Source organism: Oceanispirochaeta crateris (assembly GCF_008329965.1).
Lineage (GTDB): Bacteria > Spirochaetota > Spirochaetia > DSM-2461 > DSM-2461 > Oceanispirochaeta > Oceanispirochaeta crateris.
Map to the genome: position 1 here is coordinate 3,053,564 of NZ_CP036150.1, position 14,420 is coordinate 3,067,983.

The 14,420-nt window shown below is 43.2% G+C and carries 17 protein-coding genes and 1 tRNA gene; 10 read left to right on the plus strand and 8 right to left on the minus strand.

The window, feature by feature from the left end:
* Nucleotides 1-49 precede the first annotated feature (49 nt).
* Nucleotides 50-1,078, plus strand: a complete 1,029-nt coding sequence (locus tag EXM22_RS13850; protein ID WP_149487094.1) for a class I SAM-dependent methyltransferase — start codon at nucleotides 50-52, stop codon at nucleotides 1,076-1,078.
* Here EXM22_RS13850 and EXM22_RS13855 read toward each other — a convergent pair.
* Complete coding sequence (locus EXM22_RS13855; RefSeq protein WP_149487095.1) at nucleotides 985-1,647, minus strand: TIGR01621 family pseudouridine synthase; 663 nt, start codon at nucleotides 1,645-1,647, stop codon at nucleotides 985-987. The genes EXM22_RS13850 and EXM22_RS13855 overlap by 94 nt on opposite strands.
* Nucleotides 1,648-1,752: 105 nt before the next feature.
* On the opposite strand from EXM22_RS13855, the gene EXM22_RS13860 reads away from it, so the two are divergent.
* The 3 genes from EXM22_RS13860 to EXM22_RS13870 all read left to right on the plus strand — a co-directional run bounded on the left by EXM22_RS13860 (nucleotide 1,753) and on the right by EXM22_RS13870 (nucleotide 2,932).
* Nucleotides 1,753-2,151: a thioesterase family protein gene (locus tag EXM22_RS13860; protein WP_149487096.1), complete on the plus strand. Its 399-nt coding sequence runs from the start codon at nucleotides 1,753-1,755 to the stop codon at nucleotides 2,149-2,151.
* 81 nt (nucleotides 2,152-2,232) lie between these two features.
* Nucleotides 2,233-2,682: a flavodoxin domain-containing protein gene (locus tag EXM22_RS13865; RefSeq protein ID WP_149487097.1), complete on the plus strand. Its 450-nt coding sequence runs from the start codon at nucleotides 2,233-2,235 to the stop codon at nucleotides 2,680-2,682.
* 22 nt (nucleotides 2,683-2,704) lie between these two features.
* Complete coding sequence (locus tag EXM22_RS13870; protein WP_149487098.1) at nucleotides 2,705-2,932, plus strand: hypothetical protein; 228 nt, start codon at nucleotides 2,705-2,707, stop codon at nucleotides 2,930-2,932.
* Between the two features lie 3 nt (nucleotides 2,933-2,935).
* Here EXM22_RS13870 and EXM22_RS13875 read toward each other — a convergent pair whose 3' ends face one another.
* A complete protein-coding gene (locus EXM22_RS13875) occupies nucleotides 2,936-3,628 on the minus strand; it encodes a redox-sensing transcriptional repressor Rex (protein ID WP_149487099.1) in 693 nt (230 codons plus the stop codon).
* A gap of 100 nt (nucleotides 3,629-3,728) precedes the next feature.
* Between EXM22_RS13875 and EXM22_RS13880 the strand changes: the two genes are divergently transcribed.
* Nucleotides 3,729-4,526, plus strand: a complete 798-nt coding sequence (locus EXM22_RS13880) for an SDR family oxidoreductase (RefSeq protein WP_149487100.1) — start codon at nucleotides 3,729-3,731, stop codon at nucleotides 4,524-4,526.
* A gap of 7 nt (nucleotides 4,527-4,533) precedes the next feature.
* Here EXM22_RS13880 and EXM22_RS13885 read toward each other — a convergent pair whose 3' ends face one another.
* Both EXM22_RS13885 and fliK read right to left on the minus strand, forming a co-directional pair.
* Complete coding sequence (locus EXM22_RS13885; protein WP_149487101.1) at nucleotides 4,534-4,812, minus strand: EscU/YscU/HrcU family type III secretion system export apparatus switch protein; 279 nt, start codon at nucleotides 4,810-4,812, stop codon at nucleotides 4,534-4,536.
* Nucleotides 4,803-5,597 carry a flagellar hook-length control protein FliK gene (gene fliK / locus EXM22_RS13890; RefSeq protein ID WP_149487102.1) on the minus strand — a complete coding sequence of 265 codons (795 nt, stop codon included), beginning with the start codon at nucleotides 5,595-5,597 and terminating at the stop codon, nucleotides 4,803-4,805. The genes EXM22_RS13885 and fliK overlap by 10 nt, the downstream gene beginning before the upstream one ends.
* 191 nt (nucleotides 5,598-5,788) lie before the next feature.
* Here fliK and EXM22_RS13895 point away from each other — a divergent pair, with 191 nt between their 5' ends.
* The 3 genes from EXM22_RS13895 to EXM22_RS13905 are packed head-to-tail and all read left to right on the plus strand — an operon-like array spanning nucleotide 5,789 to nucleotide 8,800.
* A complete protein-coding gene (locus tag EXM22_RS13895) occupies nucleotides 5,789-6,205 on the plus strand; it encodes a C-GCAxxG-C-C family (seleno)protein (RefSeq protein WP_149487103.1) in 417 nt (138 codons plus the stop codon).
* 4 nt (nucleotides 6,206-6,209) lie between these two features.
* Nucleotides 6,210-7,883 (plus strand): alpha-galactosidase, encoded by a 1,674-nt coding sequence (locus tag EXM22_RS13900; protein ID WP_149487104.1) that lies wholly within the window; start codon nucleotides 6,210-6,212, stop codon nucleotides 7,881-7,883.
* On the plus strand, nucleotides 7,880-8,800 hold the full coding sequence (locus EXM22_RS13905; RefSeq protein ID WP_149487105.1) for a hypothetical protein: 921 nt from the start codon (nucleotides 7,880-7,882) through the stop codon (nucleotides 8,798-8,800). The genes EXM22_RS13900 and EXM22_RS13905 overlap by 4 nt, the downstream gene beginning before the upstream one ends.
* 12 nt (nucleotides 8,801-8,812) lie before the next feature.
* On the opposite strand, the gene EXM22_RS13910 is transcribed toward EXM22_RS13905, so the two are convergent.
* Nucleotides 8,813-10,201, minus strand: a complete 1,389-nt coding sequence (locus tag EXM22_RS13910) for an Hsp70 family protein (protein ID WP_149487106.1) — start codon at nucleotides 10,199-10,201, stop codon at nucleotides 8,813-8,815.
* 128 nt (nucleotides 10,202-10,329) lie between these two features.
* Here EXM22_RS13910 and EXM22_RS13915 point away from each other — a divergent pair, with 128 nt between their 5' ends.
* Nucleotides 10,330-12,072 (plus strand): AMP-binding protein, encoded by a 1,743-nt coding sequence (locus tag EXM22_RS13915; protein WP_149487107.1) that lies wholly within the window; start codon nucleotides 10,330-10,332, stop codon nucleotides 12,070-12,072.
* On the opposite strand, the gene EXM22_RS13920 is transcribed toward EXM22_RS13915, so the two are convergent.
* The 3 genes from EXM22_RS13920 to EXM22_RS13930 form a co-directional block, all read right to left on the minus strand.
* Nucleotides 12,065-12,859 carry a phosphodiester glycosidase family protein gene (locus EXM22_RS13920; protein WP_149487108.1) on the minus strand — a complete coding sequence of 265 codons (795 nt, stop codon included), beginning with the start codon at nucleotides 12,857-12,859 and terminating at the stop codon, nucleotides 12,065-12,067. The genes EXM22_RS13915 and EXM22_RS13920 overlap by 8 nt on opposite strands.
* A gap of 70 nt (nucleotides 12,860-12,929) precedes the next feature.
* Nucleotides 12,930-13,670, minus strand: a complete 741-nt coding sequence (locus EXM22_RS13925; protein ID WP_149487109.1) for a lysophospholipid acyltransferase family protein — start codon at nucleotides 13,668-13,670, stop codon at nucleotides 12,930-12,932.
* Between the two features lie 149 nt (nucleotides 13,671-13,819).
* Nucleotides 13,820-14,206 carry a rhodanese-like domain-containing protein gene (locus tag EXM22_RS13930; protein WP_149487110.1) on the minus strand — a complete coding sequence of 129 codons (387 nt, stop codon included), beginning with the start codon at nucleotides 14,204-14,206 and terminating at the stop codon, nucleotides 13,820-13,822.
* 110 nt (nucleotides 14,207-14,316) lie between these two features.
* On the opposite strand from EXM22_RS13930, the gene EXM22_RS13935 reads away from it, so the two are divergent.
* Nucleotides 14,317-14,400: transfer RNA gene (locus EXM22_RS13935), tRNA-Leu, on the plus strand.
* Nucleotides 14,401-14,420 lie beyond the last annotated feature (20 nt).

Genomic DNA, 14,420 nt, shown 5'->3' on the forward strand with positions numbered 1-14,420 from the left:
TGCTTGTCTACCCGGGCAGGTGCAGGATAAGCTGGGCCCAGGAGAAAATATGAACCAGGAAACATTGGACAGCGTCCTCAAAATACTCAAATCTCGACAGCAGGAATTAAGAAGCTATTTCAGCAGCAGCGGTACCGATTGTTATAGAATTTTCAATAGGAGTTTTGCAAATCTACCCCTTTTCATCGATCGCTATGGAAGTTATATACACCTCACCCAGCTTGAAGGCCCCGAGGAATTGGACCTGAGTGAAGAAGAACTTAAGAAGATTGCCGGCACTCTATATTGTCCCATGGACCGGCTCATTGTGAAACGAAGAAAATCCTTAGCAGAACATGAACAGTATACCCCTTTGAAAGACGAACAGGAAAAGCTGATTGTGCATGAAAATGATCTGAGTTTTCAGGTGAATCTAAGGGATTATATTGACACAGGGCTCTTTTTGGATCACAGACCTACAAGACAAATGGTCCGGGAAGAGTGCTTTGATCTCTCTGTACTCAACCTTTTCAGCTATACTGGATCATTTTCGGTCTATGCCGCATCAGGAGGCGCAAAAAGAATCACAACAGTTGATCTTTCTGCACCATATTTAGAACAGGCAAAGGAAAATTTCAGATTGAATGACTTTTTACCGGGAGCCTTCGAATTTGTCCAGGCGGATGTTTTCAAATTCCTAAAAGAGAGCGCAGAAAAAAAGGAGAAATGGGATCTAATCATCCTTGACCCGCCTACCTTTTCAAACAGCCGAAAAATGGAGCGGACCCTAAAAATCCAGGATGACTATAAAGAGCTAATTGAGGCCTGCTGCAAAGTCATGAAAGGAGGAGGTCGTCTACTATTTTCCAATAATCAGTCAGACTTCCGTTTCCATAAAAAAGATTTCCCCACAGGCTTGCAGATTGATGAAATAACCAAAGAGACAACAGCTGAGGATTTTAAAAACAAACCGGCTCACAAATGCTGGGTCATCACCGGGTTTTTTCAGGGAAAGACAGGACACGAAGGATCCTCAAGAAAAGCGCCGAGATCCTCTGGAAACAGACGTCCCGAACGAGGTAGGCACTCCAGATCATAAACAATTCCTCTCCAGGTGAATTGAAGCTTCCAGGAATGAAGATACATTCTGTCTGCCTTCGGATCAGGGATGTGATAAAGGGGATCTCCCCAAACAGGAGCCCCCTGACTCTTTAGGGCCACTCTGATCTGATGGGTTTTTCCTGTGTATATCCTGACGAAAAATAATCGGTACCCCGTTTGCAAGGGGACACTGATAAAGTACGTTCTCGATGGATTATCCTTATTTCGGGTCAAGATCCATTGCCCCCGCCTGGATCTCTGCATATCTCCCACAACCCATCCCTGCTTTTTTTTAGGTTTCTTATCAGAAATGGCCAGGTAGTATTTCTCTATCTCCGAGGATGACAACAAAGTCCCCAAACCACTTGCCGCAGCACGGTTCCTGGCCACAAGAATGAGACCGGACGTCGGTTTATCCAAACGATGCACAGGATAAAGGGTCTCCTTTGGATACTGCTCTTTTAGAAGAGAGAAAAACCCTGGGCCCTCATCTGAATTATGAAAATCGAGATTTTCTTCTTTATAACAGACCAGAAAATCTTCTGTTTCTCTTAAAATTTCAACCATAGAATCATTATAGTCGTCTCACCCTCCCCTGCGTAGTATTGATTTGGATTTTTACTCTGGACAAGAGCGGCTCAGAGTACGAGAATTCCTAGATGGAGGACAGCCATGGAAAAGAGTTTTAATGAACTATTGGGGAAATCCATTACTCTGCAGAAAAATGTCGGGACTAAAGAGACCTATGACGGTTTGTTATCCACTGCAGCATTGACCAGGTTGATGCTGGATACCTCTTGGGCACTCATAGATAAAGAGCTTCACAAGGGAGTTACCAGTGTCTGCACAATGATTCAGGTAAACCATGAAGAACCAACTGTTGCCGGAGAGACAGTCACAGTAGAAGCCACTGTGAAAAAGGTAGATGAAAACAAGATTTTCATAGCCCTCAAAGCAGTTGATGAAACAGGAATCATTGCACACGGACTGAATGAACGGCTGATTGTTGATGTAGAAAACCTCCAGATTCTTGCGAAACAAAGGTCTGCCCTACTCAAACCCATAACTTAAGTCCAATTTTTATTGGTCCAAATCTAAAGCATTCAGACAGAAGCAGTTCACAATAATGGGAGAATACTATAGGATTCTCCCATGGAAGAAGCAATAATAGTATACGGTAGCAAGCAGGGAAAAACAGCTCATATGGCTGATATAATTGCTTCTGTCCTCAAAGAAAAGAATATTTCAGTCCTGGTTAAAAATGTCTTTGAAACAAATCCAGAAGATCTGCTGCATTATAAATTCATAATTCTTGGCAGTTCGACATGGAGCAATGGAGATCTCCAATCCGATTTTATTGATTTCGAAAGAGGAATGGATGATCTTGATTTAAAGGGTCATTTTGCGGCAGCCTTTGGTTCTGGAAGCTCAAGGTTTCCATATTTTTGTGAAGCCGTCCGAATCCTGGAAGCAAAACTTAGAAGCCTGGGAAGCAGGATGATGCTCCCATCCCTCATGGTAAACGATCTGGAAAACAGGACAGATGAAGAGAGCAAAGAATGGGCCCTGGTCCTTGCAGGCGAAATAGAACAGATTCATTAGAATGCGGAGATAGTGAAAAAAAATGGCGAAATCACTGAATATTGATAAGACTGAATTGATTGAAATTCACGGTGCCGACCTGATTTTAACTGTTACAAAAGACAGTGAAGACAGAATGCTGGTTCATGTAGAATCAGAAGAAGGGGGCGGAACCATTAGGATAAGCCAACACGAAGAAGACAGTAAGACAATCGTTTTTGCCCTGGATAGACCGGAACCAAGCGGACCATCTTTGAAATTGGTAAAATAGCTTTTATTTGTTAAAAGAAAGGCTTCCCAATTTTGTCGCAGGAGGACCGTCTTCACAACCTTTACCATGAGTGACTCGCCCTGCAAGTAAGGCCAGTCTCGAGCCCAGATCTTCATTAATCACGGTCACTTCGCAATCGACATCCAGGAAAAGGGAAGAAAAGTTCCAGATCCCCAAAATGCCGGCTTTCACAAGCTTATCTGCAATGGGTTGCGCTTCTTTTTCGGGAACCGTCAGAATGGCTATCTTAATTCCCATCCGCCTGACAAGTTCTTCCAGCTTTTCCATAGGCTGTATCCTGAGTCCGACAACATCATGGCCGACGAGGGCCTCATCGACATCAAAAGCGGCCATAATCTTAAAGCCGTGCCTCGTAAGTCGTCTGTCACCCAAGAGGGCTTTTCCAAGATTTCCAACACCCACAAGCAAAACATCCGAAAGGTTACCCTCTCCAAGATAAAAGGCAAGAGCGTCCATCATCTCCTTTATCATAAAGCCCTTTTTTGGTTTCCCAACGACGCCCGTACAGCTCAAGTCTTTCCGGACCTGTATGGACTTAAGGTTCAGCCGTCCAGCAATATAACTGGCAGAGATCCATTCATCTCCGTTATCCCGGCATTCTTTCAGCAAACCAAAATATACAGGATAACGCTTTAGGGTTGGTAAGGGGATGTTAACATAGGAATTCAATTTCATGGATCTATTATAAGACAGAGATCAAGGGTTGCCAATCAAATAATATACATTTCTATATTTTTTTATCTTTATTTCTGGGTTTTATGCTACAATCCTCCCCATGTTTTGGAATAACAAAGTGTGTTGGATCACAGGAGCGTCATCTGGAATTGGAGAAGCTCTAGCTACAAAGATTTACCATAATGGCGGCAAGGTCATTTTATCTGCACGGACAGAAGAAAAACTGACATCTCTGACAGAATCATGGATAGAGAAAGAAAGGTTGTTTATACTCCCCCTGGATTTAGGCAAGCATGACGAATTACAATGCGCTGCCGAGACGGCTTATAAACACTGGGGTAGGATCGATGTCCTGATTAATAATGCCGGAGTCAGCCAGAGAAGCCTTGCTATAGAGACTGATTTTGAAGTAATGAAGACGATTATGGACGTGAATTTCCTGGGTTCTGCCTGCTTATCCAAAGCCGTGGTCCCCTATATGCTCAATCAGAAGAATGGCATCATCGCTCCGGTCAGCTCTATCGCCGGAAAATTCTCAACACCTCTGAGAACCTCCTACAGCGCCTCAAAAATGGCTCTTCAAGGATTCTTCGATGGTTTACGTGCTGAGCTTTTTGCACAGGGGATTCATGTCAACTTGATTGTCCCGGGATTTGTAAAAACCAATATTTCTTTGAATGCTCTCAATGGCAGTGGAAAAAAACACGGTGTCATGGATCCAAACCAGGCATCGGGGATTTCTCCGGATAAAGCGGCGGCGCTCATAATGAAAGGATTAGAAAAAAATAAGCGGGAAATCTATATTGGCCTGTTTCCAAAGCTGAGACTGGGTCTTTTTCTCAGCAGAGCTTTTCCGGGTTTCCTGGCAAAAATGCTACGGACTGCAGAAGTGAAATAGTCGGAAATCAGCTCTGTTCTTCCCTCTCAAAAAAACTAGTCTCCAGGTTCATCAGAAAGATATAGACTTCTGCTGCCAGCTGATATAGTTCTTTGGGAATTTCCGATCCAATTGGTGCATCTGCCAAAGCTTCGGCCAATATGGAATCCTCATGCACAGGGATACCCGCGTCCAGAGCCAACGAAAGGATTCTGTCTGCCAGAGGTCCTTTTCCGGCAGCAATCAAACGGGGTGCAGCATCAGACTCTCTATCCCATTTCAACGCAACAGACTTGTTTATCCCCATAGAATGACTCCTCTTTCCCGGTCCTTGCGAAAATCATCTACCTTTTGAGAAGGAAGTGCCTTTTTCTGAACCTTGACACTGCCTAAAGGAAATTCACTTCTTCTCAGTTGTTCTTTTAAGCTGGAAAGACCGGCCCGGACGACTTTATGTCCCTGACGATCTTCGCATTGAATAAGGCAGTTCAGCCGTTCTTTTTGTTTTTCAAGCAAGACCCTGACTGGTCCCAGGTGCAACAAATTGAATCGGAGATCTAACCGCCCTCTGGGTGATCCCTCTTTGCCAAATAAAGGATTCTCCTCATCCTGTTCTTCTTCACTTATTACGATTTCTGGAATTCCCTGCTCAGGGTTATCTCTTTGAATGAACAAATATTTTTCACGTCCCTCTCCCTGGAGTAATTTCTCAAGAGTTTCAAAATCAGAGAGGACCCTTCCGGGAAGTTCGGAAGAATTGTGTTCTCTCCATTGTCTGAAAACGGCTAGAAGAAGTCTACGATCGGCTGTATCGGCTGGTAGACCTTCCCGATCCAAAGGCATTTGTTTGAGGAGTTGCAGTAAAGGGATAATAGATGTCTGAACCTGGGATTTTCGATCAAGGATCTTCATCAATCCTTCTAGAAGCATAAAATAAGACTCTTTAAGCTTGAGTCCCCCCGGTATAGAGACACTGATAGAAGAGCCATCCTTCGCAGTGGCTTCTGAAGAAACAGTTGCCCTTGCAGAAACAGAAGTTCCGGAGATCTTATCAGAGAAATGTGATGACCCTGGATTTATTTCTATTTTCATAGGCTCTTTTTTATCCTAGCAGAACTATCTTTCCACGGATACAGTGAGAAGGCTATAATGGAATCGAAATGAGAGAAAGAACCCTCTCAGGAATATAATTAGGATATGGAAATTGGCCGTCACTGCTAATTTGCATTATAGTAGAAATGAATTAAAAATTTTCTAGACGATTGAACATCAGGAGATAACCCGTGCTGAAAGAATATATTAAGAATGGTTTTGGAATAGAGGAAGATTTTAGCTGCTCAGAAACGATTCTTTATGGTGCAAATGAGGTATGGAATCTGGGACTGGATCAAAATGCATTAAAAATGTCGGCGGGCCTCTCTGCCGGATGTTATACAGATAATATTTGCGGAGCTTTATCTGCCGGGAGCATGGTTCTCAGTAGGCTGTATATCAAGGAAAGAGCTCATGAAAATGACTATAACAAGGGACTTGTAAAAGAGTTGATTGAAGGTTTCAGACAAAATATGGGTAGTGAACTCTGTGCTCCATTGAAGACAAACTATAGAACTGAAGAAGAAAAATGCCGCTCTGTTATAATAGCTGCAGCTGGTGTTCTGGATCAGATTATTGAACGGGAAGGGCTTCCCGAAGGAGACTGAAACGGTGGCCTCATCCCTCAAGCTTGATAAAAGTCAGGTGAATTTTAAAATAAAATTTGGTGCAGACAATGTAAAACAGCACAAAACCATAGGCCGCTGGCCTACAGGAAATCAGTACAGCAGTGTTGAAATGCCCGGTTCAGAATTAAGACTGAGCTATGCGAAAGATGTACTATCGGGAACAATCATTGCCAAAGAGGAAATATTCCTCAGAGAGATACAAATATCAATTAAGATCAAAAGCCGAAAAGGCATACCCCTCTATGCCTGCGGTACCTACGCGGGTAGTCCCGGCCTAACCATATCAGATCAGCGTGAAATCATAAGACTCAAACGCAACAAGGTGATGAAGCAATTCATAACATTTGAATATAATCCATCACGCCGTATCCTCAACATTAACTGGCAATTCAATTGTTTTATGCCCAATGGAAAAGAGCTCGTATTTGATCCCATACTCATCGCAGAGAATGAGACTGCGTTGCAGCCTTCTTTAGGTAAAACAGAACCTAAGCTTGTACCCAGGACATCCTGGATCGCCGAATCCCCTCTAAATCAACCTCTGCGAATCAACTATATTGAAGAGAATTTGAACTGGATGGAAAAAGAACGGTTTTTCTTCGATATGATTCAATTGAATGGCTTACACAATACGATTGGGGATTGGGAGAATCTTCCTCCAGAATTCAGAGGGAAAATAGGCTTTATTAACCGGAGAATTGAGCATAACGGAATGATCCCGGCCATTGCATTTGCCCCATTCCATGCGGAAGCTGGCTCCGAGTTGGTTCGACTTCATCCTGACTGGCTTGTAGGAGAATTGAAAGGAGACACCCCCTTACTGAATCAGCAGAACCATAAAAAAATGTACATCCTTGATTTTACACAAATATCAGTCAGAGAGTATATTAAAAGTACGCTGGATCTTTTTTACAGGCAATGGGGTTTTAAGGCGTTCCATTTACAAGGCTTATCAGCCCTTCTTCTGCCCTGCAGACGCTCTGACAATGAAAAAGAATCGGGAGAGATTCTTCATGAAGCACTCCTTTTTTTCAGGGAGATTCTGGGAGCCAAAACCTTTATCAGTGCAGAAAATATTCCTCTGATAACACAGGAAAATGTTTTATCCATGATATCAATGGACAGCTCCATCAGTTCAAAAAGGAAATCAAAGAAAGAAATACCCGAGGCTATCTATAGAGTCCTGAATCAGACTTTTACAAGCCAATATCCTTGGTTATTCAACTCAGGGAACTACCCGCTCCCCGAAGAAAAAGAGTTGATTCATCCTCAGGCCGCCGAATCTTTAAGACAGATGATGCTGATCAGCGGTGGAAGTCTGTCCATAAAGAATAATCTAAATAAAATGTCCCAAAACCAGGTTAACGAGCTTAAAAAGCTAATCCCTTCGTTTAAACGATTTGCTGGCGGCTCACTACATTTAATCAACAGTCCTGATAAAAAAACCCCTTCAGTATTGTTTAACAGCCGTGGATATTTGGGCGTGTTCAACTTATCAGGAAAGAAAAAACAAACAAGTCTGAATATGGAAAGCATGAGGCTGCGTTTCTACAACAAGAAGAGTGGAACCCAAATAAAGGAAGGCAGAACGGGCATGAAAACAGGAGAACTGGAATTGATCCTCCCTCCCTACGGTTCCAGAATATTTAAATTTTGATACAAAGCGGTATTGATGAAGCCGGCCTTGGCCCAGTATTAGGACCATATTGTGCGGCACTTGTCTCTTTGGAGTACAGCGGAGAATACGAAGATCCTCGAAAGAGTTGTTCGTCCATACTTTCAAAAGAACCCGACCCCCAGCATTTGGCTGTAGGAGACAGCAAGAAGATCTACACTTCTGGCAAACTTGAATCGCTTGAAAGAACCGTGCTCGCCTTTTATGAACTGTATACAGAACAGAAAGCCCTGCACGCCAAAGAATTCATAGAGGTATTAAGTGGCCACAACCTTTCTGTGAATATTCCATGGTATAAGGATCTTGAAACCCTGGCTCTTCCACTTTCTCACCAGCGGGATGACCAATCTACCTATGCAGTTCAATCCCTCCAGGCCTCTTTCAAGGGTGCAGGAATCACCATCAATACAATTGATCTTACAGTTCAGCCGGCCCTCAGTTTCAACTCAGTTTTAAAAAAACAAACAAACAAAGCCTCAGCCTGCCAGGAAATTCTATCTCCCCTGCTGTTATCAGGAATCTATCATAGTGACCGATTGATAGTAGACCGACAGGGAGGAAGAAGATATTACGGAGATTGGTTGGTATCCCTTTTTCCAGGGAAACGACTGAGTGCCTTAAGAGAGCTAAAAGAGTTATCCCGATATGATTTGGAAGACTGTCTCATCGATTTTCAGGTTAAAGCAGATGCCCTTTGTTTTGAGACAGCTTTGGCATCCATGTTTGCCAAGTACAGCCGGGAAATCTGCATGACAGCCTTTAATAGATACTGGAGCTCCAGACTTCCTGAGATTAAACATACGGCGGGATACTACAAAGATGGACACAGGTTTATCCAGGATCTGAAGGAGAAGGACTGTTTTCCTAAAAATCCGGACCTTTTGCTGCGAAGAAAATAGTTTCTGGGAAAATCAGGAATAGTAGTCGGCCATGGCCAGCCCGGCAGCAATACTGTGAAATGGATCCCATTCTTCTACAACTCCTGGAAATCTGTTTTCAAGTAAACCACGGATATCCGGAATGAGGGAGGAACCGCCTGTCGAGACAACACGATCAACAGTATCGATTCCTGCGGACTGCAACAAGTCGTTTATCAAGACGGGTATTTCTTTTAAAAAAGAAGAGATAACGGTTTTTAAGTCATCCCTTGTAAGTTCTATATCCAAATTAATCTCAGGATACACAAGCCGCGTTTTCTCCTGATCACTCAAATCTTTTTTAGCCTGCTCAATGAGCTTAATAAGTGTAAAACTTCCATTGCACCGGATTAACCTGTTGAGACGGTCAACACGCAATGTTGTCTCACCACCAGCAAGAAGAGCCCGGTCTATATCTTCGAGATAGCGGGCCTGATTTAAAAGATGGGTGCTTTGCCAATTCAAAAGGAGTTCTTCAAATTCAGAAAAAGGAAAAGGATAGCTGGACCGACTGCCATCATCCTTCGTGAACGGAACTTCCGCGCCCTTACCCAGATGGGTAAAAACGATGCGGCTGTATATTTCCCGATCAATCCAGTCGCCTGCTCTGGTAAGTCCTGATGTATCCAGCACTCGAAAGCTCTTTCCTTCCAACTTCTCCAGTAGGGCTAAATCCAGTGTTCCGCCACCAAAATCAAAAACAAGTAGAGTATTCCCCTTTTCTAGGCTATGGTCATCCAAATAGCTCCAAGCAGCAGCGATGGGTTCTTCAAGGAACAAAGGAGCCGGATACCCTGCCAGGGAAAGAGCCTTTTTCATCCGGATAAGAGCTTGATCATTCTTATTGTCGCTACTGCCCTGATATCGGACAGGGCGACCAATATGGATAGAAGAAAAGGAATATCCCTGCTTTTCCCAGCTCTCTCTGACTGATCTTAAAAGCATATTCAAGAGGGCTTCCAGACGGAAAAACTTGTCAAAAATCCTGAAACGGGTCTCTTCTTTTTCACCAAGATACATTTTCAGTCCCCGGAAAAGGCGTCCCGGCATATCCTGGTCGATACGGGCATGGAGTCTGGCAGTAAAGCTGCGATCTCTTTCTACAAAATAGTCCCGGTCCATCTCGCCCATATGAACTTCAATGGTACCGACCTCAACCTCTGACAAACGGATTTTACGATTCGTATTTTCTTCAAGATAACGGAGTAAAGCCCGGCTCCCCGTTTCAAATTCTTTATTCTTGTGAATATAAAGGGCCGATGGCATGACAACACCTTTATTTAGACCGCTATCTATACGAAGGTAATTGATATTTTTACCGTCATAAACAGCTATGGTAGTGTTTGAGTTACCGAAATCCAGACCGGCACCAATCTTATTCATACTTCACAAATAACAGAAACTTTAAAAAGGGGCAACTGTTCATGAGTATTTGATTATTGGATGTACAAAAAATTAAGAAGTATTATACTATTCGAAAACAAATTATAAGTGCTGGATGGGAGTATTACATGCAAGACAGAGGCTGGTCATGGCTGGATCAATACAAGGGAGAACACTTCAAAGGGGAATGGCCGACTATACCCGAAATGTTCAAATTATCTCATTTTAGATTTCCCGAGAAAATCTGTTTTACGGCTTTTTCACCCATAGAAATTCATTATACTTATGATGATGCTTCAAAAATAATCCGCAATACCGCGGCTTATCTTATGCAAAAAGGCATTAAGAAGGGAGACAGGGTAGCTCTCACCGGAAAGAATTCTCCCAACTGGGCCATGGCCTATCTGGCTGTAGTAGAACTGGGAGCCGTCATTGTCCCCCTGGACTATCAGATGGAAACAGAGACAATCACAAGGATTCTTAATTTTGTTGAAGCCTCTGTTCTATTTGTCGATAAAGAACGTTTTGATGAACTGGGTGGATCAGGAAGCCCTGTCCAAACGAAGATTTCTTTGTCACCCCATTGTGATAATTACATCCTCGATTTACCACTCTCCGATATAGAATTGCCTTCAGGACCTTTAGAAGAGGACATGGCGGCCATACTTTTTACCTCGGGAACAACGGGAAACGAAAAAGGGGTTATGCTGAGTCATAAGAATCTTTCATCTGATGCCTTCCAGGCGAATAAGCCCTTCCTCGAAGTTCTTCCTGAAGATATCCTTTATGCTCTACTCCCCCTGCATCACAGCTATTGCATGACTGCAGTATTTTTAGAATCACTGGCTATCGGTTGTGAACTGGTGTTTGCCGGCGGATTATCTGTGACCCAGATGATGAACGATCTGAAGAAAGGTGGAATCACTGTCATCATGGGGATTCCTCTCCTGTACAATAAGATACTGAAAGGTATGATGAAGCAGGTTCGCTCCAAGGGTCTGGTAACACATATACTAGTTGGTTTCCTCATGAGAGTAAGCGGCTTAGTCAAACATATATTTGACATCAATATAGGGAAAAAAATATTTGGGAACCTGCTCCTTAAAAAAGCGAACCTTTATACAATTAAATACATGATTTGTGGAGGTGGCCCCTTGGCTCCGGAAACATTCCAAAGGTATCAGGAATTGGGATTAGACTTTGTTCAGGGGTATGGAATGACCGAAACGTCTCCCATTTCCACACTGAATCCTGCTCATGCCTTCAAGCTTAAGTCCGTGGGGAAGGTTTTCCCCCTTGTGGATATGAAGATCCTGAATCCGGATAGTGACGGTATAGGAGAGATTATTCTCAAGGGTCCTATCTGCTGTTTGGGATATTATAAAAATGAAGAGGCCACTAAGGAGCTCTTTACAGAAGACGGATATCTTAAAACAGGAGACCTGGGATATTTGGACCGTGAAAACTACCTCTATTTGACAGGCCGGGCCAAGTCTCTGATTGTCACAGAGGGAGGTAAAAATGTCTTCCCTGAAGAGATTGAAGACCACTTCCAACTCTATCAGCAAATCGAACAAATTCTCATTATTGGATATGTCGCCAATCAGGAAACCCACGGGGAAGGAATTGAAGCTCTCATCTATCCCAGCAAGGATCATTATAGTTCACTCAGCATCAATAATACAGATATCATTAAAGAGGATATCGTGGATGTTGTAAAAGAAATAAACAGGGAGTTGCTACCCTATAAAAGGATCTCCCGGGTCAGGATTCTGGATGAACCTATGGAGATGACAACGACCAAAAAAATAAAGCGGCCGAAGGTCATTGAATCACTTAAAGAAATAGAGGATACAGGATTTCTTATTTGATCAGCTTGATACCCAGGTGATTCCCAACAGCCCGTTCTAATCCTGGAAGACCTCTATGCACTGGATTGTTCAAGAGTTGAACTTTTCCCGTCCCATCTTCCAGGACGAGAGTGGATGAACCGCCACCGTCCAAATTAAGAGCATGGTGGCACCCCAGCCACTGCATCCAGAGTGCCGTTTCTTCACTTGTGAGACCAGCTCTATCTTTCTGGCGACCATCAAATACTGCCAGATACAAAGTCTCCCGATCTTCGCTTAGGCCTATAGACGTCCTTGGATGACGAGAGTCCTTCGTCCCCAAAATGACTCCGTCCTCCAGCAACATATGAAATCCACCCAAAGCCAACATCGTATTTGGAGGCTTATTATTCTGAGAACCGAATTCAATTGATCCGTCATCTAAGATGTACAAGGCATCAAAGCTTGCGACCCCTTGAGACAGCAATAGGCTATTATTCATCTGTATTCCGATAATATCTACGGGACGATTGGATCTATTGAAGAAATCCATAGGAGCATAGGGAGAACCATTGATAGCAATTTGAACAGCTTGACTCCGGGCAAACTCCGTTGTTTTGGCAGAAAGAGTCTCTCCTTTACCACTTGAATCTGCAGGCGTCAGAACAAACTTTATCTTCTGAGAGCTTAAATCAACAGCCAGTGCCGCCCCGCCCACAGGATGCGAGCTGTCCATGGATTCAAGAATCATCAACTCTGGATAAGTCGTCTTCAACCAGCGAGGCCTTTCCCGTGGCGGTGCAAGGAAAAATTCCTCACTGATAGGCATAGTCGTTGAGCAGGAAAGAAAAAAGAAGCCAGCCCAAGGAATCAGGACAAGGAAACATTGCTTTTTAAAATTAGCTAATACCGGAAGGATCTTCACTCTGTCCTAGACTTTCACTAATTTTCTGCTTTACTAAACGGCCAAGAGCCTTTGCATTGTCCCCGCTATCCGAGGGTAGAGGGTCCAGAATCGTAATGGTCATGGGATAAACTCTGTAATACCGGAGAGTTCCATCGGCAAAAACATCTCTTGAGCCACGAAGAACAACGGGAACAACAGGCACACCGGTCTTTTGTGAAAGAATAAAAGCACCATCGCGAAACTTACCGAGTGTTCCATCTTTAGAACGCGTCCCTTCAGGAAAGATCATAATGGAACTACCTCTTTTTAATAATGCTTCCCCATCTTTCATCATCTTAATCTGGCTGGATGGACTTTTCCGGTCAATTTTTAGGTAACCATTCAACCACATATTCCATCCCAGAAATGGGACTTTCATCAACTCGCTCTTGGCAACCCACTTAAAATGACGGAAAAGCCTATAAAGGATTACGATATCCATCATGGACTGATGGTTGGGACAATATACATATGACTGGCCTTTCTCCAGCTTTTCTAAACCTTCGATTTTCACCTTGAGAAAAGGATTGCACCATGTGTATAAAGAACCCCAAAAGCAGGAATACATGTGCAAAACTCGGCGATTCTTGTCAAATGGTAGAGAAACCAACCAAATCAAGAAAGCCGGGAAAAACAGCAGGATCATGGAGATCCCGAAAAATACCCAGAATAGAACTGTTCCAATCAAATACATATATCTCCTCCATGGAGGTATATTAAACAATCAGAGAGCTGATCCACAAGAAGTAATAATCTTTTTTATGTCTTCGTAAGGTCTTTGCATAAAAAAGACTGGAGGGGATTGAGGTTAAGAATTGAAAATCCAGTTCATCTCAGGATAGTTTATTTTTCCAGCGTCCCGGACCATCGGCCAATACCGCCAAAATCCTGAACATTCGTATAACCGGCTTTTTCAAGTGCTCTGGTCGCAATACCAGACCTGTTTCCACTGCGGCAATACAAAATGATCAGAGCATCTTTTTCTGTCCCATGGGGAAGAGAAGACGGTAGAGTTTCGTAGGGAATATTAAGTGATTTTGGGATATGGCCTGAAGCATACTCCCCTCCAGTCCGGACATCGATGAATAGATAATCGTCCCGATCAGACTCAATCAATGACTTCAAGTTTGATTCTTCTCTATAATCTGCAGCTTCTGCTATGGCGAAACCGGATATGGACACGATCATAACAATCATAAACATGGCTCTTTTCATAATTTTAACCTTCATATTGGATTCAATATATATCAAATCTATTCAGTAATGATTCCAAAGTCAAGCACATCTGCCCGAGACTTCTTGACAGAAAGAGGCCTCACAGGCTATCTTTGCATTTGTTCGCCGGCGTGGTGAAATTGGTATACACGGTAGACTCAAAATCTACTGGCAGTGATGTCGTATGGGTTCAAGTCCCATCGCCGGTAAAAAAAGAGATCCATTTGGA

Excerpts from the sequence above, each read along its gene's own strand:
- EXM22_RS13850 (WP_149487094.1), top strand. The coding sequence starts at position 50 with ATGAACCAGGAAACATTGGACAGCGTCCTCAAAATACTCAAATCTCGA.
- EXM22_RS13855 (WP_149487095.1), bottom strand. The coding sequence starts at position 1,647 with ATGGTTGAAATTTTAAGAGAAACAGAAGATTTTCTGGTCTGTTATAAA.
- EXM22_RS13860 (WP_149487096.1), top strand. The coding sequence starts at position 1,753 with ATGGAAAAGAGTTTTAATGAACTATTGGGGAAATCCATTACTCTGCAG.
- EXM22_RS13865 (WP_149487097.1), top strand. The coding sequence starts at position 2,233 with ATGGAAGAAGCAATAATAGTATACGGTAGCAAGCAGGGAAAAACAGCT.
- EXM22_RS13870 (WP_149487098.1), top strand. The coding sequence starts at position 2,705 with ATGGCGAAATCACTGAATATTGATAAGACTGAATTGATTGAAATTCAC.
- EXM22_RS13875 (WP_149487099.1), bottom strand. The coding sequence starts at position 3,628 with ATGAAATTGAATTCCTATGTTAACATCCCCTTACCAACCCTAAAGCGT.
- EXM22_RS13880 (WP_149487100.1), top strand. The coding sequence starts at position 3,729 with ATGTTTTGGAATAACAAAGTGTGTTGGATCACAGGAGCGTCATCTGGA.
- EXM22_RS13885 (WP_149487101.1), bottom strand. The coding sequence starts at position 4,812 with ATGGGGATAAACAAGTCTGTTGCGTTGAAATGGGATAGAGAGTCTGAT.
- fliK (WP_149487102.1), bottom strand. The coding sequence starts at position 5,597 with ATGAAAATAGAAATAAATCCAGGGTCATCACATTTCTCTGATAAGATC.
- EXM22_RS13910 (WP_149487106.1), bottom strand. The coding sequence starts at position 10,201 with ATGAATAAGATTGGTGCCGGTCTGGATTTCGGTAACTCAAACACTACC.
- EXM22_RS13915 (WP_149487107.1), top strand. The coding sequence starts at position 10,330 with ATGCAAGACAGAGGCTGGTCATGGCTGGATCAATACAAGGGAGAACAC.
- EXM22_RS13920 (WP_149487108.1), bottom strand. The coding sequence starts at position 12,859 with ATGCCTATCAGTGAGGAATTTTTCCTTGCACCGCCACGGGAAAGGCCT.
- EXM22_RS13925 (WP_149487109.1), bottom strand. The coding sequence starts at position 13,670 with ATGTATTTGATTGGAACAGTTCTATTCTGGGTATTTTTCGGGATCTCC.
- EXM22_RS13930 (WP_149487110.1), bottom strand. The coding sequence starts at position 14,206 with ATGAAGGTTAAAATTATGAAAAGAGCCATGTTTATGATTGTTATGATC.